The sequence below is a fragment of the Serratia sp. T13T92 genome, from assembly GCF_047530105.1.
Classification (GTDB): Bacteria; Pseudomonadota; Gammaproteobacteria; order Enterobacterales; family Enterobacteriaceae; genus Chania; species Chania fonticola.
On sequence record NZ_JBLJAK010000009.1, the window covers coordinates 1 to 21,764 of the forward strand.

A 21,764-nucleotide genomic window follows, 5' to 3' on the forward strand; every position below is an offset into this window, starting at 1 on the left:
ACAGCCGGGGCACAATCTCTCCCACGGGCTCATAGGCACTAGGGTTAGGGGGAGCTCACCGGCTATCTCCCGATGATCAGTCGGGGATCTTCTCCGCTAAGGCGGAGAAGATCAAGACATAAGGGTTAGGGTGAGGGGCACATTTCCCCCGTTTATACCTCCTTTCAACGCGTTGTTTGATCCGGCAGATTGTTTCATTGTGGCTATCGCTATATCATTTTGTATATAACGATGGTCCACCGGAAACTCCCATGTTCAAACGCCTATTACTGCTTGCCATTCTCTTCTCATCCGCCGCTTTGGCGGATCGCCAGGTCACCGATCAACTCAACCGCACCGTGACGCTGCCGGACAACATTACCCGAGCCGTGGTGCTACAACATCAGACATTAAACTTGCTGGTACAGCTAGACGCCATGCCGCAGGTGGTTGGCGTGCTCAGCAGTTTGCAGAAACAGCTCGGGCCGAACTATTTACGGCTGGCTCCCAGCCTGGCCAAGATGCCCATGCCGGGCGATCTTACGGCGGTCAATATTGAAAGCCTGCTGGCTCTGCACCCGCAGGTAGTGTTTGTGGCCAACTATGCCCCGGCGGATATGATCGCCCAGATCGAGCAGGCAGGTATTCCGGTGGTGGCAATCTCGCTGCGCCGCGAACCGGCGGCTCAGGCTGGGAAAATCAATCCGGTACTAGAAAATGAAGATCAGGCCTATAACCTCGGCCTGCAGGATGGCATTCGCCTGATTGGCAAGGTGATGGGCCGCGAGGTGCAGGCGGATGCGATGGTGAAAGATGTTTTCCAACAGCGCGCGTTGGTGGCCAAGCGTCTGCAGGATATCCCAGAGGATCAACGGGTGCGGGTCTATATGGCCAGCCCGGATCTCACTACTTACGGTTCGGGTAAATACACCAGCCTGATGATGCAACATGCCGGTGCCGTGAACGTCGCGGCCAAAGACATTCAGGGTTTCAAGCAGGTTTCCATCGAAGACGTGCTGAAGTGGAACCCGGCGGTGATCTTTGTGCAGGAACGTTATCCCGACGTGGTGCAGCAGATCCTCACCTCGCCACAGTGGCAGCCGATCGAGGCGGTGAAACACAAACGGGTTTACCTGATGCCGGAATATGCCAAAGCCTGGGGCTACCCAATGCCGGAAGCATTGGCGCTTGGGGAATTGTGGATGGCAAAAACGCTCTACCCACAGCGTTTCACCGATGTTGATCTGCAACAGCACGTAGACACCTACTACCAACGCTATTACCGCGCCAGTTGCTGCCAGAGCGGCAAATGAAACTGGGGTTGTTGCTCCTGCTCACGGCCTGCTGCGCATTGCTCTCCCTGGGTTTTGGCCGCTATCCGGTTACGGCTGGTCATAGCCTGATGATTTTGTTGGAACCGATTATAGGCCAGCATGCAGATATCACGGAGATCGAACGGCAGGTGATCCTCGGCGTGCGTGTGCCACGCGTGCTGTTGGCGATGGGGGCGGGCTCGGCTTTGGCGCTGTGTGGGGCGGCCTAGCAAGGGGTCTTTCGTAACCCGTTGGTCGATCCACATATTATTGGAGTTTCTTCTGGAGCTGCTTTTGGCGGCACCTTGGCGATCCTGCTTGGCCTGCCGGTATTGATGCTGTTGCTGAGTGCCTTCGTCTTTGGCATGTTGGCGCTGTTGCTGATTTTTGCCATCACCAGCGCCGTTGCCCGGCGCAATATTCTTTCTTTGGTGCTGGCCGGGGTGATCCTCAGCGGCTTCTTTTCTGCCTGCGTCAGCCTGGTGCAGTATCTGGCCGATAGCGAAGAGAAGCTGCCCAGCATCGTGTTCTGGCTGCTAGGCAGCTTTGCGACGGCGGATAGCCATAAGTTGCTGATGTTGTTCCTGCCGCTACTGCTGGCCGGTGGCCTGTTATTGGCACTGCGTTGGCGTATTAACCTGCTTTCTTTGGGAGATGAGGATGCGGCTGCGTTAGGGATTAACGTTGAACGTACTCGCTGGTTGATCCTGACGCTGTGTGCGGTGATTGTGGCGGCACAGGTGGCAGTCAGCGGCAGTATTGGCTGGGTGGGGTTGCTGATCCCGCATCTGGCCCGCCTGCTGGTGGGGCCGGACCATCGGCGTTTATTACCTGCAGCTATGTGCCTTGGGGCGCTATATATGGTGCTGATCGACGATTTGGCGCGCACCTTAAGCAGCAGTGAAATTCCTCTTGGTATTCTCACCGCTCTGATCGGCGCTCCTTTGTTTGCCTTGCTGCTACGGCGTGCGCAGGTAAGGGGCTGGAATGGTTGAAACGCTGCTACAGGTCAGCAACCTGAGCTTTGGCTGGCCAGGACAACCCAAGTTGTTCCAACAGCTTGATTTGCAGTTACAGCGGGGGGAAGTGCTGGCGGTGCTTGGCCCCAACGGGCGTGGCAAAAGCACCTTGATGCAACTCTTGTTGGGCACTTTGCCGTTACAGCAAGGGAGCGTTGTCGCCCATTGCGGATTAGGGTTTGTGCCGCAGTATTTCACGCCGCCCTTTGCCTACAAGGTGCTGGATATTGTGTTGATGGGCCGGGCTCGGCATGTCGGGCTGTTTCGTGCCCCTTCGGCTGAGGATCATCAGTTAGCCAAACAGGCCCTTTATTCGCTGGATATGCTGGCATTTGCCGATCGTGAGTTTGGCAGCCTTTCCGGCGGGCAGCGCCAATTGGTGCTGATAGCCCGGGCGTTGGCAATGGCCTGTGAAGTGCTGATCCTCGATGAGCCAACCTCGGCACTGGATTTGCACCATCAGGACCGGGTGCTGACCCTGATCGACCAACTGGCGCGTGACCGGCAGATGGCGGTGATATTCTCGACTCACCAACCTAATCATGCTCATGCCGTGGCAGACCGCGCACTCTTGCTGGGGGCAGAAGGGCTGCATCAGTTGGGATGTTGCCAACAGGTGCTGACGGCAGACAATCTTTCGCCGTTGTTCCATTTGCCGATTGAACGGGTATCCATTCCCTTTGCTGGCAGCCAGTTGGAAACGTTGGTGCCCATCTTCCACAGCCAGCGGGAGCGCAATCGTGAATAACATGACTCTTTATGCCGCAGGCAGTTTGCGGCTGGCGTTCACTCCGCTGTTGGTGGCGTTTGAGCAGGAGAGCGGTCACCGGGTCGAGGCCTCTTTTGGCCCGGCAGGGATGCTGCGGGAACGGATTGAGCAGAGGGAAAGGCCTCAGGTGTTTGCCTCTGCCAATCTCGAACATCCACAGCGGCTGGTGGCACTCGATTTTGCGCAGGCGGTACAGCCGTTTACCCGCAATCGCCTATGCGCCACGGTGCGTAATATCCCGGAGTTAACCCAACCGGATTTGCTGACGTTGCTGTGTGACCCACAATGGCGTGTCGGCACCTCAACGCCGCTAGCCGATCCTTCCGGTGACTATGCGCAACAGTTGTTCGATCGCCTGGAGCGGTTATTGCCGGGGCAGGGGAGCGCATTGCGAAGCCGGGCAGTGGCGCTGGTGGGGGGGCCAGACTCTGCGCCAATACCAACAGGCCGGTTAGCGGCTGAGTATCTGATTGCAGAAAGTCAGGCGGATATTTTTCTGGGTTATGCCAGCTATGCAGATGCGCTAGCTGTTTGCCCGCAGGTAAAAGTACGAATGTTACCTGCCGCCCTCGACTTCAAAGTGACCTATGGCCTGTGTCTATTGGATGAAGGTTGTACGGTTGCAGAAGAGTTGGTGGCCTTTATTCTGGGTGTTAGAGGGCAGAGGATTTTACAGCGCATGGGCATGCTGGCGTTAGACTAATGCTTTACTATCAACAACATTAAGTTACTAGCTTAATGGTTTATCGGTTTGGTAACTTGTTTGTTAAGCTTGCCAGCTTACTTGTTTGTTAACTTGTTAAGCTGGCAAGTTGTTGAGTTGCTCAGATCTTCTTTAGCAGGGCCAGCAATTGCGCCTCGCTCTTGTCGGCCAACGTGTCGATGGCTAACTTGATCACATCGGAACGGGTGATGCGCACGATGCCGTTACGCGCTGCATGGCCGATCACTTCGTCGATCATCTCCACATGGTTATCCGTCAGGCTGACGGACAGCGCTTTATAAACGCGCTTACGGCCCTGGGGCTTTTCGGCAACTGCGGCAGGAGCAGGAACAATCAATGTATGTGAAGTGGCGCTGTTGATAAATTCATCTTCCGACATGCGGTGGGTTGGCGTACGTTTTTTCACAGGATCACCTCTGTTACCAGGCTTTCGATTTCGTGCTGCGCTTTTTCATTGTGCGCTTCATGCACGGTTAGCGCTTCGCCCCAGGCATCGCGATAAATTTTGCGATCACACAGGCGGTTGTTCACCAACTTCAGTTCCGGGTATTCACTCAGCACTTCGGCCGCTTCGTTGGCTTCGTTAATGAAGATATTGGTTGGGCACAGGTTGAGCACAATGTGGCCTTTTACCTTTTCATTGTATTCCTGGGCGGTGGAGAACATCTCGGACAGGTAGCCGATAGTATCCAGGTCCATCTGCGAAGGGCGCAACGGCGAGATAAACAGATCGGCGGCCAGCAGCCCGGAGCGTAATTCTGCGCTGTCGCGGCCAGCGGTATCGACAATCACATAATCGTAGTGACGGTTCAGTTCCAGCAGGGTTTCTTTAATCTTGCCTGAGGCAGCCACCACCGGGATCTGCGGAAGCCCTTCGACATTTTGACGGTCATTGAACCAGGTCATGATGGATTTCTGGTCGTCGGCATCGACGATAATGGCCGTTTTCTTCTGCTGCAGGATCAGATATCCGGCGATGTTTACCGCCATGGTCGATTTGCCGACGCCGCCTTTCTGCGAACCAATCAAAACAATCATGTAGCCATCTCTCAAGTTGCCAAGCGGATAACTTATCAATTAACTAACTTAATAAGTTAATGCGCTTGCTAGGTTGGTAATTAAATGAGTTAACAAGTGCGTATGACGACAATATGCCCCATCAGCAGCGGCTTGCCAAGTAGTGAAAGTCTTAACTTGTGGGTTTATTTGTTTGGCAACTTACTAACTTGATAAGTTTTTATTGAAGAGGAAGGCAGCCAGGATTGGTGGTAAAGCAGCTCACCGGGCGCAGCATGCGGCGCCCCTACGGCATAGATTGCGGCTCGGTTGAGGTGTGCTCGTGGATTCTGATAGGTGTTGGGTTTGGCTAAGTTAATAGCTTATCAGGTTGTTATCTTACGAGAGGGTTAAAGTCTGAAGGCTGGTAAAACCGCATGTGTAGACATTCTTTCACCGGGGTCACTATGTAGGGGCAGCTGCATGCTGCGCCCCTACGGCATAGATTGCGGCTTGGTTGAGGTGTGTTCGTGGATGCTGATAGGTGTTGGGTTTGGCTAAGTTAATAGCTTATCAGGTTGTTATCTTACGAGAGGGTTAAAGGCTGAAGGCTGGTAAAACCGCATGTGTAGATATTCTTTCACCGGGGTCACTATGTAGGGGCGCTGCATGCTGCGCCCGTCCGGATAATCAATGGTTGGCCAGAGATCGCAGTTCCCCCTCCACCCCCAATTATTGACCCCTACAGGCGCTCCTACTCATGGTGATCTGCGGTCTTATTTTTTCATCATGTTTTTCAGATTGGCGAAGGGGTTATGTGTGGCTAACCCTACGTCTTTCTGTGCATCTTCACCGGCGACCACCGTGGAGCCATACTGATCGGCTTCGGTGTATTTGGAGTGTTCATGATCGTGGCAGTACAGGCACAGCATTTCCCAGTTGCTACCGTCTTCCGGGTTGTTGCTGTGGTCATGATCGATGTGATGCACCGTTAGTTCACGCAGATTGGAGTAAACAAATTCGCGTGAACAGCGCCCGCAGACCCACGGGAAGATTTTCAGTGCTTTTTCGCGGTAACCGGTTTCCAGTCTCGCGTAGTTTTTTGGAATGTATGCCATGTGGGCACCTATTGGATCAGAATAATATTACGCTCAATATTACCACAAACCGCACGCAGACAGGCTAGTGGAATCGTTCTACCGCCCAGTCGATAAAGACCCGCAGTTTGGCACTGAGATGGCGGTTTGAAGGGTAAACTACATACATCTGTTCATCTGGCGGTTGCCAGTTATCCAACAGGCTGATCAGTTCGCCGTTGTCCAGATGCGGCTGTGCCATAAAACGCGGTATTTGAATGATGCCCAAGCCCGCCAATCCCGAGGCAAGATGGGCATTACTTTCATTAACGCTAACCTGGTAGCGGTGCTGGATATCGATGGTTTTGCCCTGATCGACAAATTGCAGCGGCTGAATGCGATCGTTCAGTGCGTGGCGATAGTGCGCCAACGGGTATCCCTGCTCCAGATCGCAAGGGTGCTGCGGAGTGCCGTGGCGGGCTAGGTAGGCTGGCGTTGCGCAGGTCGCCCATTGCAAGGCAAACAACCGCCGGGCGATCAGGCTGGAGTCAGCTAAAGGGCCGCTGCGGATCACGCAGTCTGCGCTGTCGTTGATTAAATCGATGTTGCGATCGCCCACGCCAAGGTCGATCTGGATCTGGGGGTAGCGGGCGATAAACTCAGGTAGTGCAGGTAACAGCACCAACCGTGCGGTGGAGCCTCCGGCATCAATGCGTAACACGCCCTGTGGTGCGGATTGCGATTCGGTCATACAGCCTTCCATCTGCTCCAACTCCGCCAGCCATTTTACCGTGCGGCGGTAATAACATTCGCCCTCTGAAGTGACCGAAACGCTGCGGGTGGTGCGTTGGAACAGCTTGGTTTGCAGGTGGTTTTCCAGGCTCTGGATCAGTTTGGTGACGGTGGCTTTTGGCATACGCAGCGAATCGGCGGCACGAGTAAAGCCGCCGGTTTCCACCACGCGATTAAACACGCGAATAGCTAGCAGATGGTGATCCATAGCGCTCTCAATAATGTGCCCCGGCAATTTTCCGGGGCATGTTTCTCTAGGGGAATAATGATTATGGCTGCTTAACGCTAATCATGCCGCTACGTAATGACCAACCAAACACCAGCATGGCGGAAAGGATCAGGGCCCCACCGAACAGCATTGCGCTGCTGACGCCTTGCCAATCAACCACTTCCCCGCCGAGCAATGCGCCAGAGGCTAGAGCAATCTGGATCACGCTCACCAATAAGGCTTGCCCGGCTTCTGGTGCCTGGGGTACCGCTGCAAACATCCAGTTGGTGGCACAGACTGGCACCGCGCCAAATGCTAGCCCCCAAACCAACACCATCAGGGTGGCACCAGGGATCCCGCTGAGGAAAGGGGAAACAATCAGAATGCTGGCCAGCATGGCGGTGATCAGGATAAAGGTGGCGCGCAGGCTATGTTCCGCCAACCGCTCACCCAGGAAAGTGCCAAGCAGGCCGATAGCGCCATAGGCAAGCAGTTGCAGCGAAATCGCTGAAGGGCTAAGGACAAACACCTGCTGCAACAGTGGGCGCAGGTAGGTATAGGCGGCAAAGTGCCCGACAAACAGCAACACGATGGCGATTAACCCAATACGAGCCATTGGCAGGCGCAGCGGTGATAGTAGATCGCTCGGGGTCACCGGGCGGCTTGCTGGCACCGACGTCAGCAGACGCATTTGTGCCAGCAGCACGATACCCGCTAATACTGAGCTGCCAAAGAAGGCCGCACGCCAGCCGAACAGATCGCCGATCAATGCTCCTGCGGGTACGCCACAGACGGCACCGACCGATATGCCGCTCAGGATCAGCGCGGTCGCCCGGCCTTGGCTAGCAACCGGCACCAGATGGCGACCATAGTTGGCAGCGAAAGACCAGAATCCCCCGACGCAGACGCCCAACAGCACACGGCCAAGCAGCATCATCGGGAAGTTCACCGCCAGCGCGGAAACCAGGTTGGAAATAATCAGCAGCGCGGACAGGCCCAGCATCAGCAACCGCCGATCGAGTCGCCCAGAGAGCAGACTTAGGACCGGTGCGGCCACGGCGGCAACCACGCCGGGGATGGTGACCATCAGGCCAGCTTTACCGGTGCTGACGTCCAGGGAAGGGGCGATGTTGGTGAGTAGCCCGATGGGCAGGAACTCGGTGGTGACCATGACAAAACAGGCGACCGTCAGCGAGAAGATCGCCAGCCACGGTGATGATGCAGGTTTATCTTTATTATTCAACATAGTAGCACTCATCTCAGGTGAATATGCACGTCGTACGACAGCTGTACGAGTGATCGGGATCACAATTTACGCAGTGATGAGCGGTGAATAAATCCATCTGCGGTGGTTACACTGTTTCTACAGGGGAATAATCACTTGGATCACCGGTTGGCGCGGGTTGGCGGGGTGAAGAAGGTAAAAAGACATTTTTGCATAAGCTTATGCCTCAAGTAGCTAAACCGCTGGTCTGCTCGCCAGTTAGACGCATCATGGTCAACGTTTTCACAAGGCGCCTCATCGGGTAAAACTAAAAATGAAAAGGTGTTTTACATAAATAAAACAATGTTTCATTTTTCGTGATTGAGATCTCGAATCAATCACGTACCGGGAGTAAAACAAAATCCAGCATGGTATCAATGTGCCCATCGAAGGCACATTGCTCCCTTCACCTTTCAAGCTAGAGCACCGTAGGCCAGGGCGCGTTTTGCCCTAGCAAACTGCGGCTTGGGATCTATTGGGTAACAAGAAATCTGTCCTTCCTGCATAAATAATGTAAATAATGAGGGATATCGTGGACATATTGCTTAGTTTGGTAAAAACACCATCGGTGATCATTGCGATCGTCGCTTTCCTGGGGCTGATTTTTCAACGAGCACCGATTTCAAGGATTATCACCGGGACATTGCTCTCCTTCATCGGTTTTACCATGATCAAGGTCGGTGGCAGCATTCTGATGAAAGTGCTGACCGCATTTAGTTCGCTGTTTTCTAACGCATTTAACATTGTTGGTGTGGTGCCGAGCAACGAAGCTATTATGGCGGCGACCATTGATAAGCTGGGGGCGACAGCGGCGGTGATCCTGCTGTTCTCGATGGTGCTGAATATTTTGCTAGCGCGTTTTACCCGCTTTAAAAATATCTATCTTTCCCTGCACCTGGTGCTGTTTATGGCCTTTGCGCTGACGGCGGTGCTGGCCGAGCTGGGCTACAGCCATGTTGCTATCGTGACTATCGCTTCAATCTTCATTGGTTGTTATATGGCAATATCACCGTATATATTGAGCAAGTTCAGCCGAGATATTATCGGTTCTAACGATTACGCTATTTCCCATGCGGCGATCTCCTCCTATATTATTGGTTCTTATATGGGGAAATGGTTCGGTAATAAAAAGCACGATACCGAACATGTGGTGATCAGCAACAAGTTTGACTTTATCCGTGAGCCTAACGTCGCTACGCTGCTAACGATGTTAATCCTGCTGGTCATCTCCAGCATCTTCGCCACACAACCGCAGGTTAAGGACGCCATGGCCATGGTTTATGGTGCCGGGGCTGCGGATAAAAACGTACTGATCTTTGTACTCGAACAATCGGCGATTTTCGCTTGCGGCCTGTATATGGCCAAGGCTGGCGTTAACATGTTTACCGCAGAGATCGTGCCGGCGTTCAAAGGGTTTGCCAAAGTGTTTGCCCCAGGTGCAGTGCCTGCGGTGGATGTGATGGTGCTGTTTACCAAGGCGCCCAATGCCACCCTGATCGGCTTCCTGGTCAGTTTCCTGGTGGAACTGGTCTGTATCCTGATTTTCCCGTTTATCGGTTTGCCGATTATTGTACCCGGCATTATGGCCAGCTTTATTACCGGTGGCGCAGCGGCGATATTCGGTAACGCGACCGGTGGGTTCCGTGGGGCTATCATTGCCAGTACCATCAACGGCCTGCTGTTGTGCGTGTTCCCTGCGTTGACGCTGCATCTGTTCGCTGGCCTGGGTGCCAATGGTGTGACCTTTGCCGACCCTGACTTCACCATTTCGTCGCTGCTGATCAACACCGTGTTTGGTTGGTTTAAGTAATATTTCACCGTCAGCGGCGGTCGCTCCTCATCAACTCTGCTCTCTTCACTTAGCCGCCCCTTCGGGGGGGGGCTTCTGTTGACCCTCATAACGTTATTCTTAAGGCGGAAACATTAAGCGCATCGCTTGGAAAAGGCCGTTAAGGTTAAATAGGCGAGTGATTTGTTGTTAAGTTCCCATGCTATGAGTCTGGTTAATGATTGCGATGATTCTAAAAGCGCAGCAGGGTAATTTCCTTCAATACTCCCCCGTGGTAACCCGGCACGCTGGCACCTGTAATTTTCTTCTACAGGTGCTGACTATGACGCTTTACCTTTCTATGGCCGCTTTTGCGTTGGCCTCTTCTATTACCCCTGGTCCGGTAAACATCGTGGCACTTAGCTGTGGAGCTCAGTTTGGCTTTACGACCAGCCTGCGGCATGTGACCGGTGCGACCTTGGGTTTCACGTTATTGCTGGTGTCGGTTGGCTTGGGAATGCATGAAGTGCTTACCTTATGGCCGGGGCTGACCACCGTGATCCTTTGGGCCGGCGTGGCCTTTCTGCTCTATATGGCCTATCAGCTTGCAGCGGATGACGGGAAACTCAGCCAAGGTAATCGGCAACAAACGCCTTCTTATTGGTATGGTGCCTTGTTGCAATTGCTGAACCCTAAGGCTTGGCTGGCTTCTGTTGCCAGTATGGGAGCCTTTGTCGGTGATGGGGAGATGCATCTGCTGTGGCAATTTGCTGCACTCTACTTTGTGATTTGCTACCTGTCGATAGCCTGTTGGGCCTACGCTGGGGCGATGCTTAGCGGCCTGTTGCAGCGGGCGCACAATCTGCGGCGCTTTAACCGTTTGATGGCGCTGCTGCTGGCGTTCAGCGCCTGTTACTTGCTGGCCGAAGGGATCTGATACTGGCCGGGGGTGGCTGCCAGCAACTGCTTGAAGGTGCGCTGAAAGTGCGCCTGATCGGCAAAACCGCTTTCGTTGGCGGCAGCAGCAATGGAGAAGCCCTGTTTCAGTAGCCGCTGGCCGTGCTGCACGCGCTGATTGACCAGGTAGGCATGAGGCGTCATGCCGTAGCGCTTCTTGAAAGCGCGGATCAGATAAGAAGGGGAGAGGGCCGACGCTTGGCAGATCGCCTCCAACGTCAGCGACTGGGTACAATGAGCACGGATAAACGCCGCAGCCATTTCCAATTTAGGGGTCATATCCTGCTGTAAAACCGGAGACTCGCCAAGTAACTGCGGCAGGTTACTGAAGTAATCCACCAGGGCGATCTGCTTTTCCAGATGGCAACAGAGTGGATCGGTCAGTACCCCATACAGCTGATTCAGGCCGCTAAACAGCGCCTTATCCTGGCTGATAATCTGCTTGAATGGCACAAAGCCGCTGCTAGGGTCCTGCTGTAGCGTTGCCAACCAGTGCTGGTCGATATAAAACATGGTATAGGCCCAACGCTGGTCACCAATGGGGTTGCAGCCGTGCGCCTGCTGCGGGTTGATGATCACCACGTCACCGGTTTTAACCTGTAGGTGCTGGTCGCTGTTAACATAGGTGCTGGTGCCAGCGGTGATGGTACCAATACAGAAGAACTCGTGGCTATGCAGCGCATAACAGAGCTTGCGGCCATCTTCGACGTGGCGGGCCTCAACGAACGGCAGGCGTTCATCACGCCAGAACTGTGGGGCATATTGGCTCATCGTCTCTTCTTTGGTGTTGTTACAGGGAGAGCTTGTTATAGCGCAAATAGTATTGCGTGGTCGAGAGGGAGCAGGAAAATGGTAGCGTGGTTGCAGCGGTTGGTTTTGCCGCCGGTGGTGATGGCAGTTTGTGCTGCGGGGATGACGGCAACCCGCTGGCTAGCCGAGGAGGGCTGGCAAGATAACCGGGTTATGCTCTGGACTGCTGGCGCATTAGTGGTGGCTTCCGTGCTAATTATGTTTAGTGCCAGTTATGCTTTTCACCGGGCTGGCACCACGTTGCATCCACAAAAATTTCAGCGGGTCAGCGCGTTGCTGGTTAACGGCGTTTTCCGTTTCAGCCGTAATCCGGTGTATCTGGGGCAGGTCCTGCTGTTGGCGGCTTGGGGACTGTTGCTGGGAGGTATCGGCGTCTGGTTATGGTGGGGGTTATTTTTTGCCTATCTGGATCGCGTGCAGATCCCGTGTGAAGAGACGTTCCTACGAGCCAACTTTGGGCAAGACTACAATGCGTTTTGCATTCGGGTTAGGCGTTGGCTTTGAGTAGTTATTTCAGCCCGCAGTTTGTCTGTGCCCCTCACCCCAACCCTCTCCCACAGGGAGAGGGAGCTGATTCGGCGTTGTCGTCAGGTACCGCGAACCAGCTATTTCACTGCAACAGAGAGCTGATTTAGTGCCGTGATTAGGTAAATTTCTATACTGATAGCGAACTCGAACGGTCCCCTTTCCCATATGGAGAGGGAGCTGGAATGGTGTCCTAATCAGGGGCCGTGATCAATAAAAGAGAGCTGACTCAGTACGGTGGCCAGATAGATTTCTGCAATCAAAATCGAACTCGATCGGTCCCCTCTCCCTGTGGGAGAGGGTTAGGGTGAGGGGTCATTTTGATGCTGAAAATCAATCTTCTTCTTCGTTACGAGCCATCAGTTGCCGCTGGTGCTCATCACTGGCCGCCTGGATCTCCTCCAGCACCGAGTCAACGTCGGCCCGCTTGCTGGTTTCAACAAACTTACCGGTCAACTCCGTCTCCGGCGTCAGGTTGCCTTCCTGGTACAGCGCCCAAATCTCTTTGGCATACTTGCTGCCCAGCAGCTGCGGCGCATACTGGCCGTAGTAGTGAGTCATATTGTTGATATCGCGTTCAAACATGCTTTTGGCATGGTTGTTGGCGGCGGCATCTACCACCTGCGGCAAATCGATAATCACCGGCCCGTCTTTATCCATCAGCACGTTGAACTCTGACAGATCGCCGTGAACCAGCCCAACACAGAGCATGCGCACGGCATAGTTCATCATCAAGGCGTGATCGTTCAACGCCTGTTCCGGCGTTAACGTGACGTCGCTCAGGCGTGGGGCTACCAGACCTTCTTCATCGGTGATCAGCTCCATCAGCAAAACACCGTCTAGGCAGATATCCGGCTGTGGCACACGCACGCCGGCCTTGGCCAGCAGGTATAGCGCGTCCACTTCGGTATTTTGCCAGGCCTCTTCCTGCTGTTGGCAGCCAAATTTGGAGCCTTTACTCATGGCGCGTGCGTCGCGGCTATTGCGCACTTTGCGGCCTTCCTGGTAGTTCACGGCCTGCTTGAAGTTGCGTTTATCGGCTTCTTTGTACACTTTGGCGCAGCGGATCTCTTTACCGCAACGCACGATAAATACGTCGGCTTCTTTGCCACTTTTCAAACGGCGGATGACGTCGTCGATTAAACCATCATCTACCAATGGCTGGAGTCGTTTTGGAATTTTCATGCAGCCTTGTACCCTATTTAGGCTCCGCTGTGAATATTTGCTTATGGTCTTAATGAAAAATCGGACCAAAAAGGCAAAAATGGGTTTTGCCGCCGGGGTGGTACATTGCCTCCCCGGAGGACCTTACTCTGCTTCGGCCATGACCCAGACGCTAACGCTGCCGCCGTTGACCGGGAAGGCGGCGCTACCGTGCTCATCCGTCATGATATCGTCCTCGCGGTTGCCGAGGAAGTCACGCCAGGATTTATGCGCAAAATTTTCGCCCAGCGCGACGGTTTTACTGCTTTCGGCCCCGTTGGTCATCACCACCACGCAACCCGGTTGCTCGGCAGTGCCACTGCGGCTGAAGGCGATGCAGTGGGGATCGTCAAAATAGTCTTGTTGTTCGCCGTTAGCAAAGCGTTGACGCGCCTGGATCAGTTTCTCCAGTTCGGCAATCACCGGCATGTCAATCTGGTATTGCTGGCCGTCATCGCCCTGATCGCTATAACTGGCACCGTACAGATCTGGGTAAAACAGGCAAGGAACGCCTTGTTCACGCAGCAGGATCAGGGCGTAGGCCAGCGGTTTGAACCAGGGTTCGACCGGCGCTTCGAGCGATTGCAACGGCTGAGTGTCATGGTTTGCCACCAGAGTTACCGCATGGGCAGGGTCGACGGCGACCAGCGTATCGGTAAACAGCTGCGACATATCGTAACCATCGCCCTGTTTTGACGCCAGATGGAATTTCAGCTGTAGCGGCACGTCGAACAGCATCACCTTACCATCGACCAATGCTAAATACTGTTGTAATGCCGCCAGATCGTGTGACCAGTATTCGGCCACGATAAACAGATCGCGCTGTGCCGCATCGCGCACGTGATCTGCCCAGTCTTTAAAGAACCAGGCAGGGATATGTTTGGTGGCATCCAACCGGAACCCGTCGCAAGGCAGGATTTCCATCAACCAGCGTGCCCAGTATTTTAGCTCCTCGACGACGGCCTGGTTACGAAACTCCACGTTGGCGCCCATCAAATAGTCAAAGTTGCCGTTTTCGTCGTCAACCTGATCGTTCCAACCCTCATCACCGTAGTCATTGGCAATTTTGAAGATGCCTTTGTCATCCGGTTGCTCGATATAATCGACGCCGCTAAAGCAGGTATAGTCCCAGATAAATTTGGAATAGGCCCCTTGCCGCCCTGGGAAGGTAAAGCGAGTGTAGGCCAGCGCGTCGATGCCAACCTCTGCGATATCGTTACGGTTATCTTCATCAACCTTATAGACGTGCACCTGCTCTTTTTCATCGGCGCCGATCTTGTGGTTGAACACCACGTCATAGATCACTCGGATCTGGTTTTCGCGCAGGCTATTAACGGCCTGCGTCAACGCCTCTTTGTCGCCGTATTTGGTGGCGCGGGTGCCTTTTTGATCAAACTCCCCCAGATCGAACAGATCGTAGCTGTCATACCCCACCGAATAGCCACCAGCAGCCCCTTTATAGGCTGGTGGCAGCCATAGATCGGTTACTCCTAGCTCGGCCAGGGCGGGGGCACGTTCGGTGACCTCCTGCCATAGCTTGCCGCCATCCGGGTAGTACCAATGGAAAAACTGTAACAGCGTGGTCTTTTTCGTCATCAGTCAGTACCCCGGTTCGTCAGTAAACGTGTGCCAAATGCTCGGCCCCTCTAAGCATGGGCCACTTTTGGCAAAAGGGAAAATAGCTGGCGCTAGCCTGCAAGCAGAGTAGCCTCTTGGCGCGGGGAGAGTATGGCCGATTTGGCCGCCGCCCGTGAACTGTGAGCCGTTTCACCGTTCGGGCGTTTCCGTTATGTGAAGATATAACCAGTTGATAACAAAAAACTAACGATGACAGGGAGAAGGGATGATGGATTACCCGATGGGCGTTTCCGCGCTGGTGACTTTGGTGGTGATCGCCTTATGGGCAACGTCGCGTTTGCCGGAGTATCTGGTTGCGCTGCTGTTTTTTGCTGCGGTGATGGTGTTACAGCTAGCGCCGACGGCAGTGGTGTTTTCCGGGTTTGCCTCATCGGCATTCTGGCTGGTATTGAGCGGCTTTGTGCTGGGGACGGCCATTCGTTCTACGGGGCTGGCCGATCGGCTGGCCAACCGTATTCTGCCGCTACTGGCTGGCTCCTGGCCACGATTGGTGGGCGGAGTAGTGGCCATCAGCTATGCGCTGGCCTTTGTCATGCCGTCGAATATGGGGCGTATTACCCTGCTGATGCCGATCATCATGGCGTTAGCCGAACGTGCCGGGTTGGCGGAAGGCTCGCGTGGCCGCTATGGCCTGGCGTTGGCGGTAGGGTTTGGTACCTTCCAACTTTCCGCCAGCATTTTGCCTGCCAACGTACCTAATCTGGTGATGAGCGGGGCGGCAGAAAGCGCCTATGGCATTCACTTCACCTACCTGTCTTATCTGCTGCTGCATGCGCCGATCCTGGGGCTGGCAAAAGGCGCGTTGCTGACGTTATGCATCTGCTGGCTGTTCCGCGCCAAACCGCAGCCGGTGGAAAAAACCTCCGAGCAGAGTGCACTTAGCGTAGCGGAATGGCGGTTGATCGCGCTGTTACTGATCACGGTGCTGTTGTGGATCACCGATAGCTGGCACGGTATTGCTCCCGCCTGGGTAGGGCTGGCTGCCGCCTGCGTTTGCCTGTTGCCGCGTATTGGTTTCCTGACGGGGGAGCAGTTTGCAGCCGGTGTCAACATCCGCACCTGTCTCTATGTGGCGGGGATCCTTGGGTTGACGGCTTTGGTGAGCCACTCCGGGTTGGGGGATTGGTTAGGCAGTGCGTTGCTGAACGTCATACCGCAAACACAGGATCGGCCATTTACCGCTTTTGGCCTGTTGATCGGTATTACGACGCTGTTGAATTTTGTTGTGACGGCCAATGGCGTACCCGCGCTGTTCACGCCGCTGGCGCAGGTTCTGTCAGAGGGGAGTGGCTTGCCGCTAACCACGGTATTGATGACGCAGGTGATTGGCTATGCCACGCCGCTGCTGCCGTATCAGGCATCACCGATTGTGGTGGCAATGGGGATGGGGAAAGTTCCGCCGCGTGAAGGACTGAAACTGTGTCTGCTGCTGGCCCTGTTAACCTTTGGGCTGTTGGTACCGTTGGATTATCTGTGGTTCGGGCTATTGGGCTGGTTTGGCTAACGAGCAAAAGGCGGCACCACGGCCGCCTGATACTGCAAACATTATCCCACCGGCTCAAAACGTAGGGGCGCTGCATGCTGCGCCCTTCCGGCCGACGAGTTTATGATTAGTTATAGATAATCGCGGTGCCGTGCAGTTTGTTGCTGCCGGTGGTTGCGATGATCTGGAAGGATTTGGCACCGGCTGCATCCGCTTTAGCCGCCAGTTTATTTTCCAGCGATGTCAGGTCAGAAGCGCCACTCACGGTGATCACGCCTGATTGTTGCAGATCGGTGGGTTGGCTGCTGACCAACTCTGCGGCGAAGCTACCGAAAGATACAGAAGCTAGTGCGATGGCGGCGACGGTCATTTTCAGGTTTTTCATGATTTGGTTTCCTATCTCTACATGAGCAATAAAAGTGTTGGTGTTATCCCGTTTAATTACTTAACGGTCGATAACTTAATGGTAGGCTCCTGCCTGAACGATTGCAAATGTTTTTTTAGTGGTCGTTAATTAATTCGTGCTATCCCGCTCAAGCCTCGGGCCGATGGGGAAGGGATGTTAAGAGAGGGTTTTAAATTAACTTGTTGTTATTTAATCTATATTCTAATATTTACTCGTATTTGTCGCCACCTTGTAGCAAGACGCAACCCAGATTGAACGCCGTTTTTGCCCGGCAGGGGGCGTCATTGGCCACATTGCTTACCGATCGCTATTTAAAAGTTGCTCGCTTATCATCGGCGGCGTACTATTTTTTGTACCGATCGATAATTTAATGATTGTGCCCGCGTTGGGCCACCGGGAAAGTGAGGGGTCTATGAGTATCAATAATGAAGACGCATGCGCGAAGAAATCACGCGGCAGGCCGAAGCAGTTTGATCGCGATCAGGCCGTTGAGCAGGCGCTTGAGCTGTTCTGGCGCCATGGCTATGATTCCACCTCGTTGGCCGATCTGGTGGAAGCGACCGGGGCTAAAGCGCCTACGCTGTATGCGGAGTTTGGTAACAAAGAGGGGCTGTTTCGCGCCGCGGTTGAGCGCTATCTGAGCCGCTATGTAGAATGTTACAACCGCCTGCTGGCACGAGAGTTACCGATCGCCGACATCGTCGAAGCCTATTTGCGCACCTCGGCAGAGGTGTTCACCGATCCGGAAAACCCTAGCGGTTGTTTTATGGTTTGTGCCAATGCCGCCTTGTCCGACTCTTCAAACGATCTGGCCGAGATGCTGCGCAACAAGCATTTTGCGCAGGAAACCAGCCTGAAAGCCTGCTTTGACCGTAAGGTGCAGCAAGGGGAGTTGCTGGCTCGTACCGATACCGCGTTGTTGGCGAAATACATTATTTGCCTGATTGAAGGGATGTCCGCCCAGGCGCGTGAAGGGGCCAGCCGTGAAGATCTGCTGCGGTTGCTGGATACCACCATGATGGTGTGGCCGCGTTTGAGCCAGGTGGGCAACAAAGTTTGATCGGGGCTGTTGAAAGCCCAACAGGCTGAAAACAAGGGGCGCAGCATGCGGCGCCCCTACGTTCGGACATGTGTGATTGCTAGCCATTAAGCATCATATGCAGTAATGGGAAAGGCTTGCCTTGGCCATCCAGCTCGCTGCGGCCCGTCACCACAAAACCGTAATGCTGATAAAACGCCAATGCCTGCGGATTCTGCTCGTTGACGTCAAGCAGCAGTTCCTGATGCATGGACTCAACCTCGGCCAGCAGGGCCTTGCCAATACCTTCGCCACGCCGATCGGCATCAATAAACAGCATTTCCACTTTGTTGCCATCCAGGCCAATAAAACCACATAGCTGCCCTGCAGCATCTTCGGCCACCCAGACGCTGACCGCCGGGAGATAGTCGTTGAGGATCAGCGGATACAGGCGCGCAATATCCTCTTCGGCCAGGAAGTGATGGGTGGCGCGCACCGAACGCTGCCAGATTTCTACTAGCTGCACGTTATCCGCAGCTACACGCGTTCTTATCGTTATCATCGACATTCTCAATCTATTGTCATTGTTCGTTAAGCTATCCACATAGCGAGTTGAGCAGTCTCAGCCCCTCACTATGATAAACTGCGCCATAGGCCGTGGACAGGGGGATGGAAGTGATACGCGCAGCGATAGAGAAACAGGTGCTCAGCCTGACCGGGCTGGCACTCGGCGGGATTGATTTTGAAAATCCGGCTGGCGATCCGGGGCTGTTTGGCCCGCAGTCGGTCACCTGGCAAGTGCACGGTGACTTCACCTCCATGCTTTGCGGCGGCGTCAGTGCGCTGCTGTTGCAGATGTTGCACCCGTTGGCTTTGGCGGGCGTGTGGGATCATTCCAACTTCCGCGAGGATATGCTGGGCCGCCTGCGTCGTACCAGCCAGTTTATCTCTGTCACCACGTTTGGCCCCAGTGCAGAGGCGCAACGCCTGATCGACAAAGTCAAAGCCATCCATTTACAGGTCAACGGCACCGATAATAACGGCCAGCCTTATGCCGCCAGCGATCCGCATCTGCTCACCTGGGTCCATGTTGCCGAAAGCAGTCGTTTCCTGGCCTCGCACCTGCGTTACCGCAATCCGCATCTGTCCCTTGTTCAACAGGATACCTATTACCGTGAAGCGGCTCTCGTCGCGGAAGCTTTGGGCGCGCGCGATGTTCCAAAATCCTGTGCAGCGGTTGACGATTATCTGCAACAGATGCGCCCGCAGTTGGTTTGCGATGAACGCACGCTGGAAGTGGCGCGCATTCTGCTGGCTGCCCCGGCTCCCAGCGCGCTGGCCCGGCCGTTCGGCGCATTGGTGATGCAGGCAGGGATCGATCTGTTGCCGGACTGGGCGCAGCAACAGTTGGAATTTACCTCTGGAGCGGCCCGGCGGCGGTGCGTGCGTATTGGCGTTGGCGGCGTTGGGCGGGTGCTGCGCGCTTCAGTACGCAATGGCTCCTACCATCGGGCGATGCGGCGCATGAATAAGAGCGCATCAGCGCAATGTTAGGCAGCGCGGCCACTTTTGAGACTATTGCCCGTGATCCCGATTGACGATGCGTTCTACACTGGCCCAGAGAAATATTCTATTTTTAGCGTACAGCCTATTTGTGCGCCAGCAACCCCTTGAGGTGATATGAACGAGTCAAACGTACTTGCTGAAGTGAATAACGAGAATCAAACGCTGGTCGCGGTGGTTCAGCAAGATAGCCGGGCCGCCTATTTTTATATCTACCCAACGGAAGAGTACAGTGAACGTTTTCAGGTACGTGCCTGTTGGCTGCGCAACCTGGCTACGGCTCCGCAGCAGGAAGATCGCGCCGCTATGGAAGCCGGTCTTCCCCCAATGTTGGCGGCCGAGTATTGCCGTAATCTGGAAGGCGAAGCGCCATTGGATCCCGCTGGGCTGATGGTGATCTGGACGGAAAGCGACGACGGGGCCGCCCTGTGGTATCACGGGCAACTGCTAGCAGTGATCCCCGGCTGGAGTTTATACATCGATCACTCGGTCTGCTATTCGGCAAGCTGCATCAAAGAGAATCCATTAGCCTATCCGCTGGGCTCCGCATCCACCAATACGCAATATGCGCTGGCGGAAAATACCCGGCAGTTCTGGCGTAGCTGGCAGCGGGAAGAGGGTAATCCCTGGCCAAAAATGCAGAGCGATTACCAGGCACAGTACGAACAACACTTTGGCCCTTCGGTGAAGTATTACGCTATCGATCAGGGCAAATGGCCGCCGATGGCCATCACCCAGCATGAGCGCGACGGGGTTTACTATTTCCTGACCATGGGGGCCAGCATCCGGCCAATGCCGTGGGTCGAGATTCTGTTCAACGACGATGCCGCCAGGTTCCGCCGGATGGAGATGGCAATCGCCATCGATGGGCAGTATATGACCGAAGAGAATGCGGTGCAGATGGCCAGCGCGTTAGCGGGATTTGCCCATGTGCCTTGGGCGAACATCACCTGGTTTGGCGAAGGGCATACTCTGGCGTCGGCGGTGGCTCCGCTGGGCTATGAAGGCTATGTACTCTCTTCGTCATTTTATCCCTACAGTGAGCACTTGGTATTGCCTAAACAATACGGTGATACGGTGAATATTTTCTGGGCCAGCCCGGTGTTTGCCACCGAACGGGAATTGGCTCAGGCCACGCCCAACGGTGGTCACGATTTGGTAACAAGGCTGCGTGAACAGGGTATCGATCATATCTTCCGCCCGCGTCAGCCATTATGTTAACCGAGTAAACCAGTAAGAAAGTGAGGAGTCAGTGTTTATGCCTCACTTTCTGTACGGGAGGCTAATGCGATATTGGACATTTAATGAATACTTATCCTGCTAAAAACGTTACCATTACCGCTGATCTTTCATGAAGTTCTCTTGCAAACTGACAATCGAATGAAGACGATAACGACACCAGTCCCGGCTCTTGATAAAGCAATTCGCGTCTGTAATTTTTTGGCTGAAAAAGGGAATGCGACCTTCAGCCAAATCTATCTGGGGGTAGATTTGCCCAAAAGCAGTACCTCCACGTTGCTAAATGCAATGGTGGCTCATGGAATGCTGCGCCAGGAACGGGATAAATACTCATTGGGCTTGTTGTTGTTTGAACTGGGCAATAAGGCTATCCAACACTTTGATATCAAAACCGTTGCAACTCCGTTGTTGGCAGAGCTGCGTGACAGCACCAATCTAACCTGCCACCTGGGTGTTCTTGAAGGTGGTGCAGCCATCTACCTGCTTAAAATGGAAAGCCCGCAGGCTGTTGTGGTGCGCAGCTGGGAAGGGAAACGGTTATCTCTATACAGTTCCGGATTGGGAAAGGTGCTATTGGCCTGGCAGGCAGAGCAAGAGATCGACGATTTGTTGCCAGAAAGCGAACCTTTCACTGCCTATACGGAAAAAACCATCACCAGACGAGCCATCTACAAACAACAATTGGCTGAAATTCGTCAGCGTGGCTGGGCTTGTGATGATGAGGAGGATTGCATCGGCGTGCGCTGTATTTCCGCTCCGGTGCGTAATGCTCAGGGGGACGTTATCGCTGCAATCAGCGTTTCTGGGGTGCTTTTCCAACTTCCCGAAGAAAAATGGCAAGAGATTGCCAATCAGGTGCAACATACCTGTTCCCTCCTGAGTACTTTGATCAAAGCCTGAGCCAGGTAATACCCTGGCCTGCCCCCACCTAATCTTGTAGTAATGCGATAAATCAGAGAACGATCACAGTTCACTCTTTGAGCGGATTGACTCAATGCCTCATTTCGCGCATCA

General features: G+C 54.2%; 21 protein-coding genes and 1 pseudogene. 12 read left to right on the plus strand and 10 right to left on the minus strand.

Translation table 11 applies throughout. From position 1 onward, the window contains the following. Positions 1-251: 251 nt before the first annotated feature. From ACMV5I_RS11355 to ACMV5I_RS11370, 4 genes and pseudogenes are all read left to right on the plus strand, one after another. Positions 252-1,292, plus strand: a complete 1,041-nt coding sequence (locus tag ACMV5I_RS11355) for an ABC transporter substrate-binding protein (RefSeq protein ID WP_414824387.1) — start codon at positions 252-254, stop codon at positions 1,290-1,292. After that, positions 1,289-2,287, plus strand: a pseudogene (locus ACMV5I_RS11360) (FecCD family ABC transporter permease). The gene ACMV5I_RS11355 and the pseudogene ACMV5I_RS11360 overlap by 4 nt, the downstream one beginning before the upstream one ends. Beyond that, on the plus strand, positions 2,280-3,059 hold the full coding sequence (locus tag ACMV5I_RS11365; protein ID WP_261461386.1) for an ABC transporter ATP-binding protein: 780 nt from the start codon (positions 2,280-2,282) through the stop codon (positions 3,057-3,059). The pseudogene ACMV5I_RS11360 and the gene ACMV5I_RS11365 overlap by 8 nt, the downstream one beginning before the upstream one ends. After that, positions 3,052-3,783 carry a substrate-binding domain-containing protein gene (locus ACMV5I_RS11370; protein WP_414824388.1) on the plus strand — a complete coding sequence of 244 codons (732 nt, stop codon included), beginning with the start codon at positions 3,052-3,054 and terminating at the stop codon, positions 3,781-3,783. The genes ACMV5I_RS11365 and ACMV5I_RS11370 overlap by 8 nt, the downstream gene beginning before the upstream one ends. Positions 3,784-3,904: 121 nt before the next feature. Here ACMV5I_RS11370 and ACMV5I_RS11375 read toward each other — a convergent pair whose 3' ends face one another. The 5 genes from ACMV5I_RS11375 to ACMV5I_RS11395 all read right to left on the minus strand — a co-directional run bounded on the left by ACMV5I_RS11375 (position 3,905) and on the right by ACMV5I_RS11395 (position 8,122). After that, positions 3,905-4,210: a hypothetical protein gene (locus ACMV5I_RS11375; RefSeq protein ID WP_024485358.1), complete on the minus strand. Its 306-nt coding sequence runs from the start codon at positions 4,208-4,210 to the stop codon at positions 3,905-3,907. Further along, positions 4,207-4,842 carry a division plane positioning ATPase MipZ gene (locus tag ACMV5I_RS11380; protein ID WP_024485357.1) on the minus strand — a complete coding sequence of 212 codons (636 nt, stop codon included), beginning with the start codon at positions 4,840-4,842 and terminating at the stop codon, positions 4,207-4,209. The genes ACMV5I_RS11375 and ACMV5I_RS11380 overlap by 4 nt, the downstream gene beginning before the upstream one ends. Before the next feature lie 734 nt (positions 4,843-5,576). Further along, positions 5,577-5,918 (minus strand): HNH nuclease YajD, encoded by a 342-nt coding sequence (gene yajD, locus ACMV5I_RS11385; protein ID WP_021180444.1) that lies wholly within the window; start codon positions 5,916-5,918, stop codon positions 5,577-5,579. A gap of 64 nt (positions 5,919-5,982) precedes the next feature. Then, on the minus strand, positions 5,983-6,876 hold the full coding sequence (locus tag ACMV5I_RS11390; protein ID WP_121606271.1) for a LysR family transcriptional regulator: 894 nt from the start codon (positions 6,874-6,876) through the stop codon (positions 5,983-5,985). Positions 6,877-6,937: 61 nt separating this feature from the next. Next, positions 6,938-8,122: an MFS transporter gene (locus tag ACMV5I_RS11395; protein WP_024485354.1), complete on the minus strand. Its 1,185-nt coding sequence runs from the start codon at positions 8,120-8,122 to the stop codon at positions 6,938-6,940. A gap of 550 nt (positions 8,123-8,672) precedes the next feature. On the opposite strand from ACMV5I_RS11395, the gene ACMV5I_RS11400 reads away from it, so the two are divergent. After that, a complete protein-coding gene (locus ACMV5I_RS11400) occupies positions 8,673-9,950 on the plus strand; it encodes a PTS ascorbate transporter subunit IIC (protein ID WP_024485353.1) in 1,278 nt (425 codons plus the stop codon). Between the two features lie 301 nt (positions 9,951-10,251). After that, positions 10,252-10,845, plus strand: coding sequence for a LysE family translocator (locus ACMV5I_RS11405; protein ID WP_121606272.1), 594 nt, complete (start codon positions 10,252-10,254; stop codon positions 10,843-10,845). On the opposite strand, the gene ACMV5I_RS11410 is transcribed toward ACMV5I_RS11405, so the two are convergent. Beyond that, the gene (locus tag ACMV5I_RS11410; RefSeq protein WP_414824389.1) at positions 10,821-11,636 is read right to left on the minus strand and encodes an AraC family transcriptional regulator; all 816 of its coding nucleotides are present in this window, start codon (positions 11,634-11,636) and stop codon (positions 10,821-10,823) included. The two genes, ACMV5I_RS11405 and ACMV5I_RS11410, sit on opposite strands and share 25 nt — an antisense overlap. A gap of 78 nt (positions 11,637-11,714) precedes the next feature. On the opposite strand from ACMV5I_RS11410, the gene ACMV5I_RS11415 reads away from it, so the two are divergent. Then, positions 11,715-12,179, plus strand: a complete 465-nt coding sequence (locus tag ACMV5I_RS11415) for a methyltransferase family protein (RefSeq protein WP_414824390.1) — start codon at positions 11,715-11,717, stop codon at positions 12,177-12,179. Positions 12,180-12,533: 354 nt separating this feature from the next. Here the strand turns inward: ACMV5I_RS11415 and ACMV5I_RS11420 are convergent, their stop codons facing one another. Together ACMV5I_RS11420 and amyA are read right to left on the minus strand one after the other, a co-directional pair. Next, entirely contained in the window at positions 12,534-13,385 is an 852-nt protein-coding gene (locus ACMV5I_RS11420) for a PA4780 family RIO1-like protein kinase (protein ID WP_414824391.1), read from the minus strand. Positions 13,386-13,508: 123 nt separating this feature from the next. Further along, entirely contained in the window at positions 13,509-14,999 is a 1,491-nt protein-coding gene (amyA, locus tag ACMV5I_RS11425) for an alpha-amylase (RefSeq protein ID WP_414824392.1), read from the minus strand. 247 nt (positions 15,000-15,246) lie between these two features. Here amyA and ACMV5I_RS11430 point away from each other — a divergent pair, with 247 nt between their 5' ends. After that, on the plus strand, positions 15,247-16,545 hold the full coding sequence (locus ACMV5I_RS11430) for an SLC13 family permease (protein WP_046808110.1): 1,299 nt from the start codon (positions 15,247-15,249) through the stop codon (positions 16,543-16,545). A gap of 106 nt (positions 16,546-16,651) precedes the next feature. Here the strand turns inward: ACMV5I_RS11430 and bhsA are convergent, their stop codons facing one another. Then, the gene (bhsA, locus tag ACMV5I_RS11435) at positions 16,652-16,909 is read right to left on the minus strand and encodes a multiple stress resistance protein BhsA (RefSeq protein WP_024485340.1); all 258 of its coding nucleotides are present in this window, start codon (positions 16,907-16,909) and stop codon (positions 16,652-16,654) included. 433 nt (positions 16,910-17,342) lie between these two features. Between bhsA and ACMV5I_RS11440 the strand changes: the two genes are divergently transcribed. After that, positions 17,343-17,990 carry a TetR/AcrR family transcriptional regulator gene (locus ACMV5I_RS11440; protein WP_202809564.1) on the plus strand — a complete coding sequence of 216 codons (648 nt, stop codon included), beginning with the start codon at positions 17,343-17,345 and terminating at the stop codon, positions 17,988-17,990. Positions 17,991-18,069: 79 nt separating this feature from the next. Here ACMV5I_RS11440 and ACMV5I_RS11445 read toward each other — a convergent pair whose 3' ends face one another. Beyond that, positions 18,070-18,510 carry an acetyltransferase gene (locus ACMV5I_RS11445; protein ID WP_121606276.1) on the minus strand — a complete coding sequence of 147 codons (441 nt, stop codon included), beginning with the start codon at positions 18,508-18,510 and terminating at the stop codon, positions 18,070-18,072. A 107-nt stretch (positions 18,511-18,617) separates the two neighbouring features. Here ACMV5I_RS11445 and ACMV5I_RS11450 point away from each other — a divergent pair, with 107 nt between their 5' ends. The 3 genes from ACMV5I_RS11450 (at position 18,618) to ACMV5I_RS11460 (ending at position 21,650) form a co-directional block, all read left to right on the plus strand. Next, positions 18,618-19,502, plus strand: coding sequence for an oxygenase MpaB family protein (locus ACMV5I_RS11450; protein WP_414824393.1), 885 nt, complete (start codon positions 18,618-18,620; stop codon positions 19,500-19,502). Between the two features lie 126 nt (positions 19,503-19,628). After that, complete coding sequence (locus ACMV5I_RS11455; protein WP_414824394.1) at positions 19,629-20,732, plus strand: suppressor of fused domain protein; 1,104 nt, start codon at positions 19,629-19,631, stop codon at positions 20,730-20,732. A gap of 159 nt (positions 20,733-20,891) precedes the next feature. After that, entirely contained in the window at positions 20,892-21,650 is a 759-nt protein-coding gene (locus tag ACMV5I_RS11460; RefSeq protein WP_121606279.1) for an IclR family transcriptional regulator, read from the plus strand. Positions 21,651-21,764: the final 114 nt, after the last annotated feature.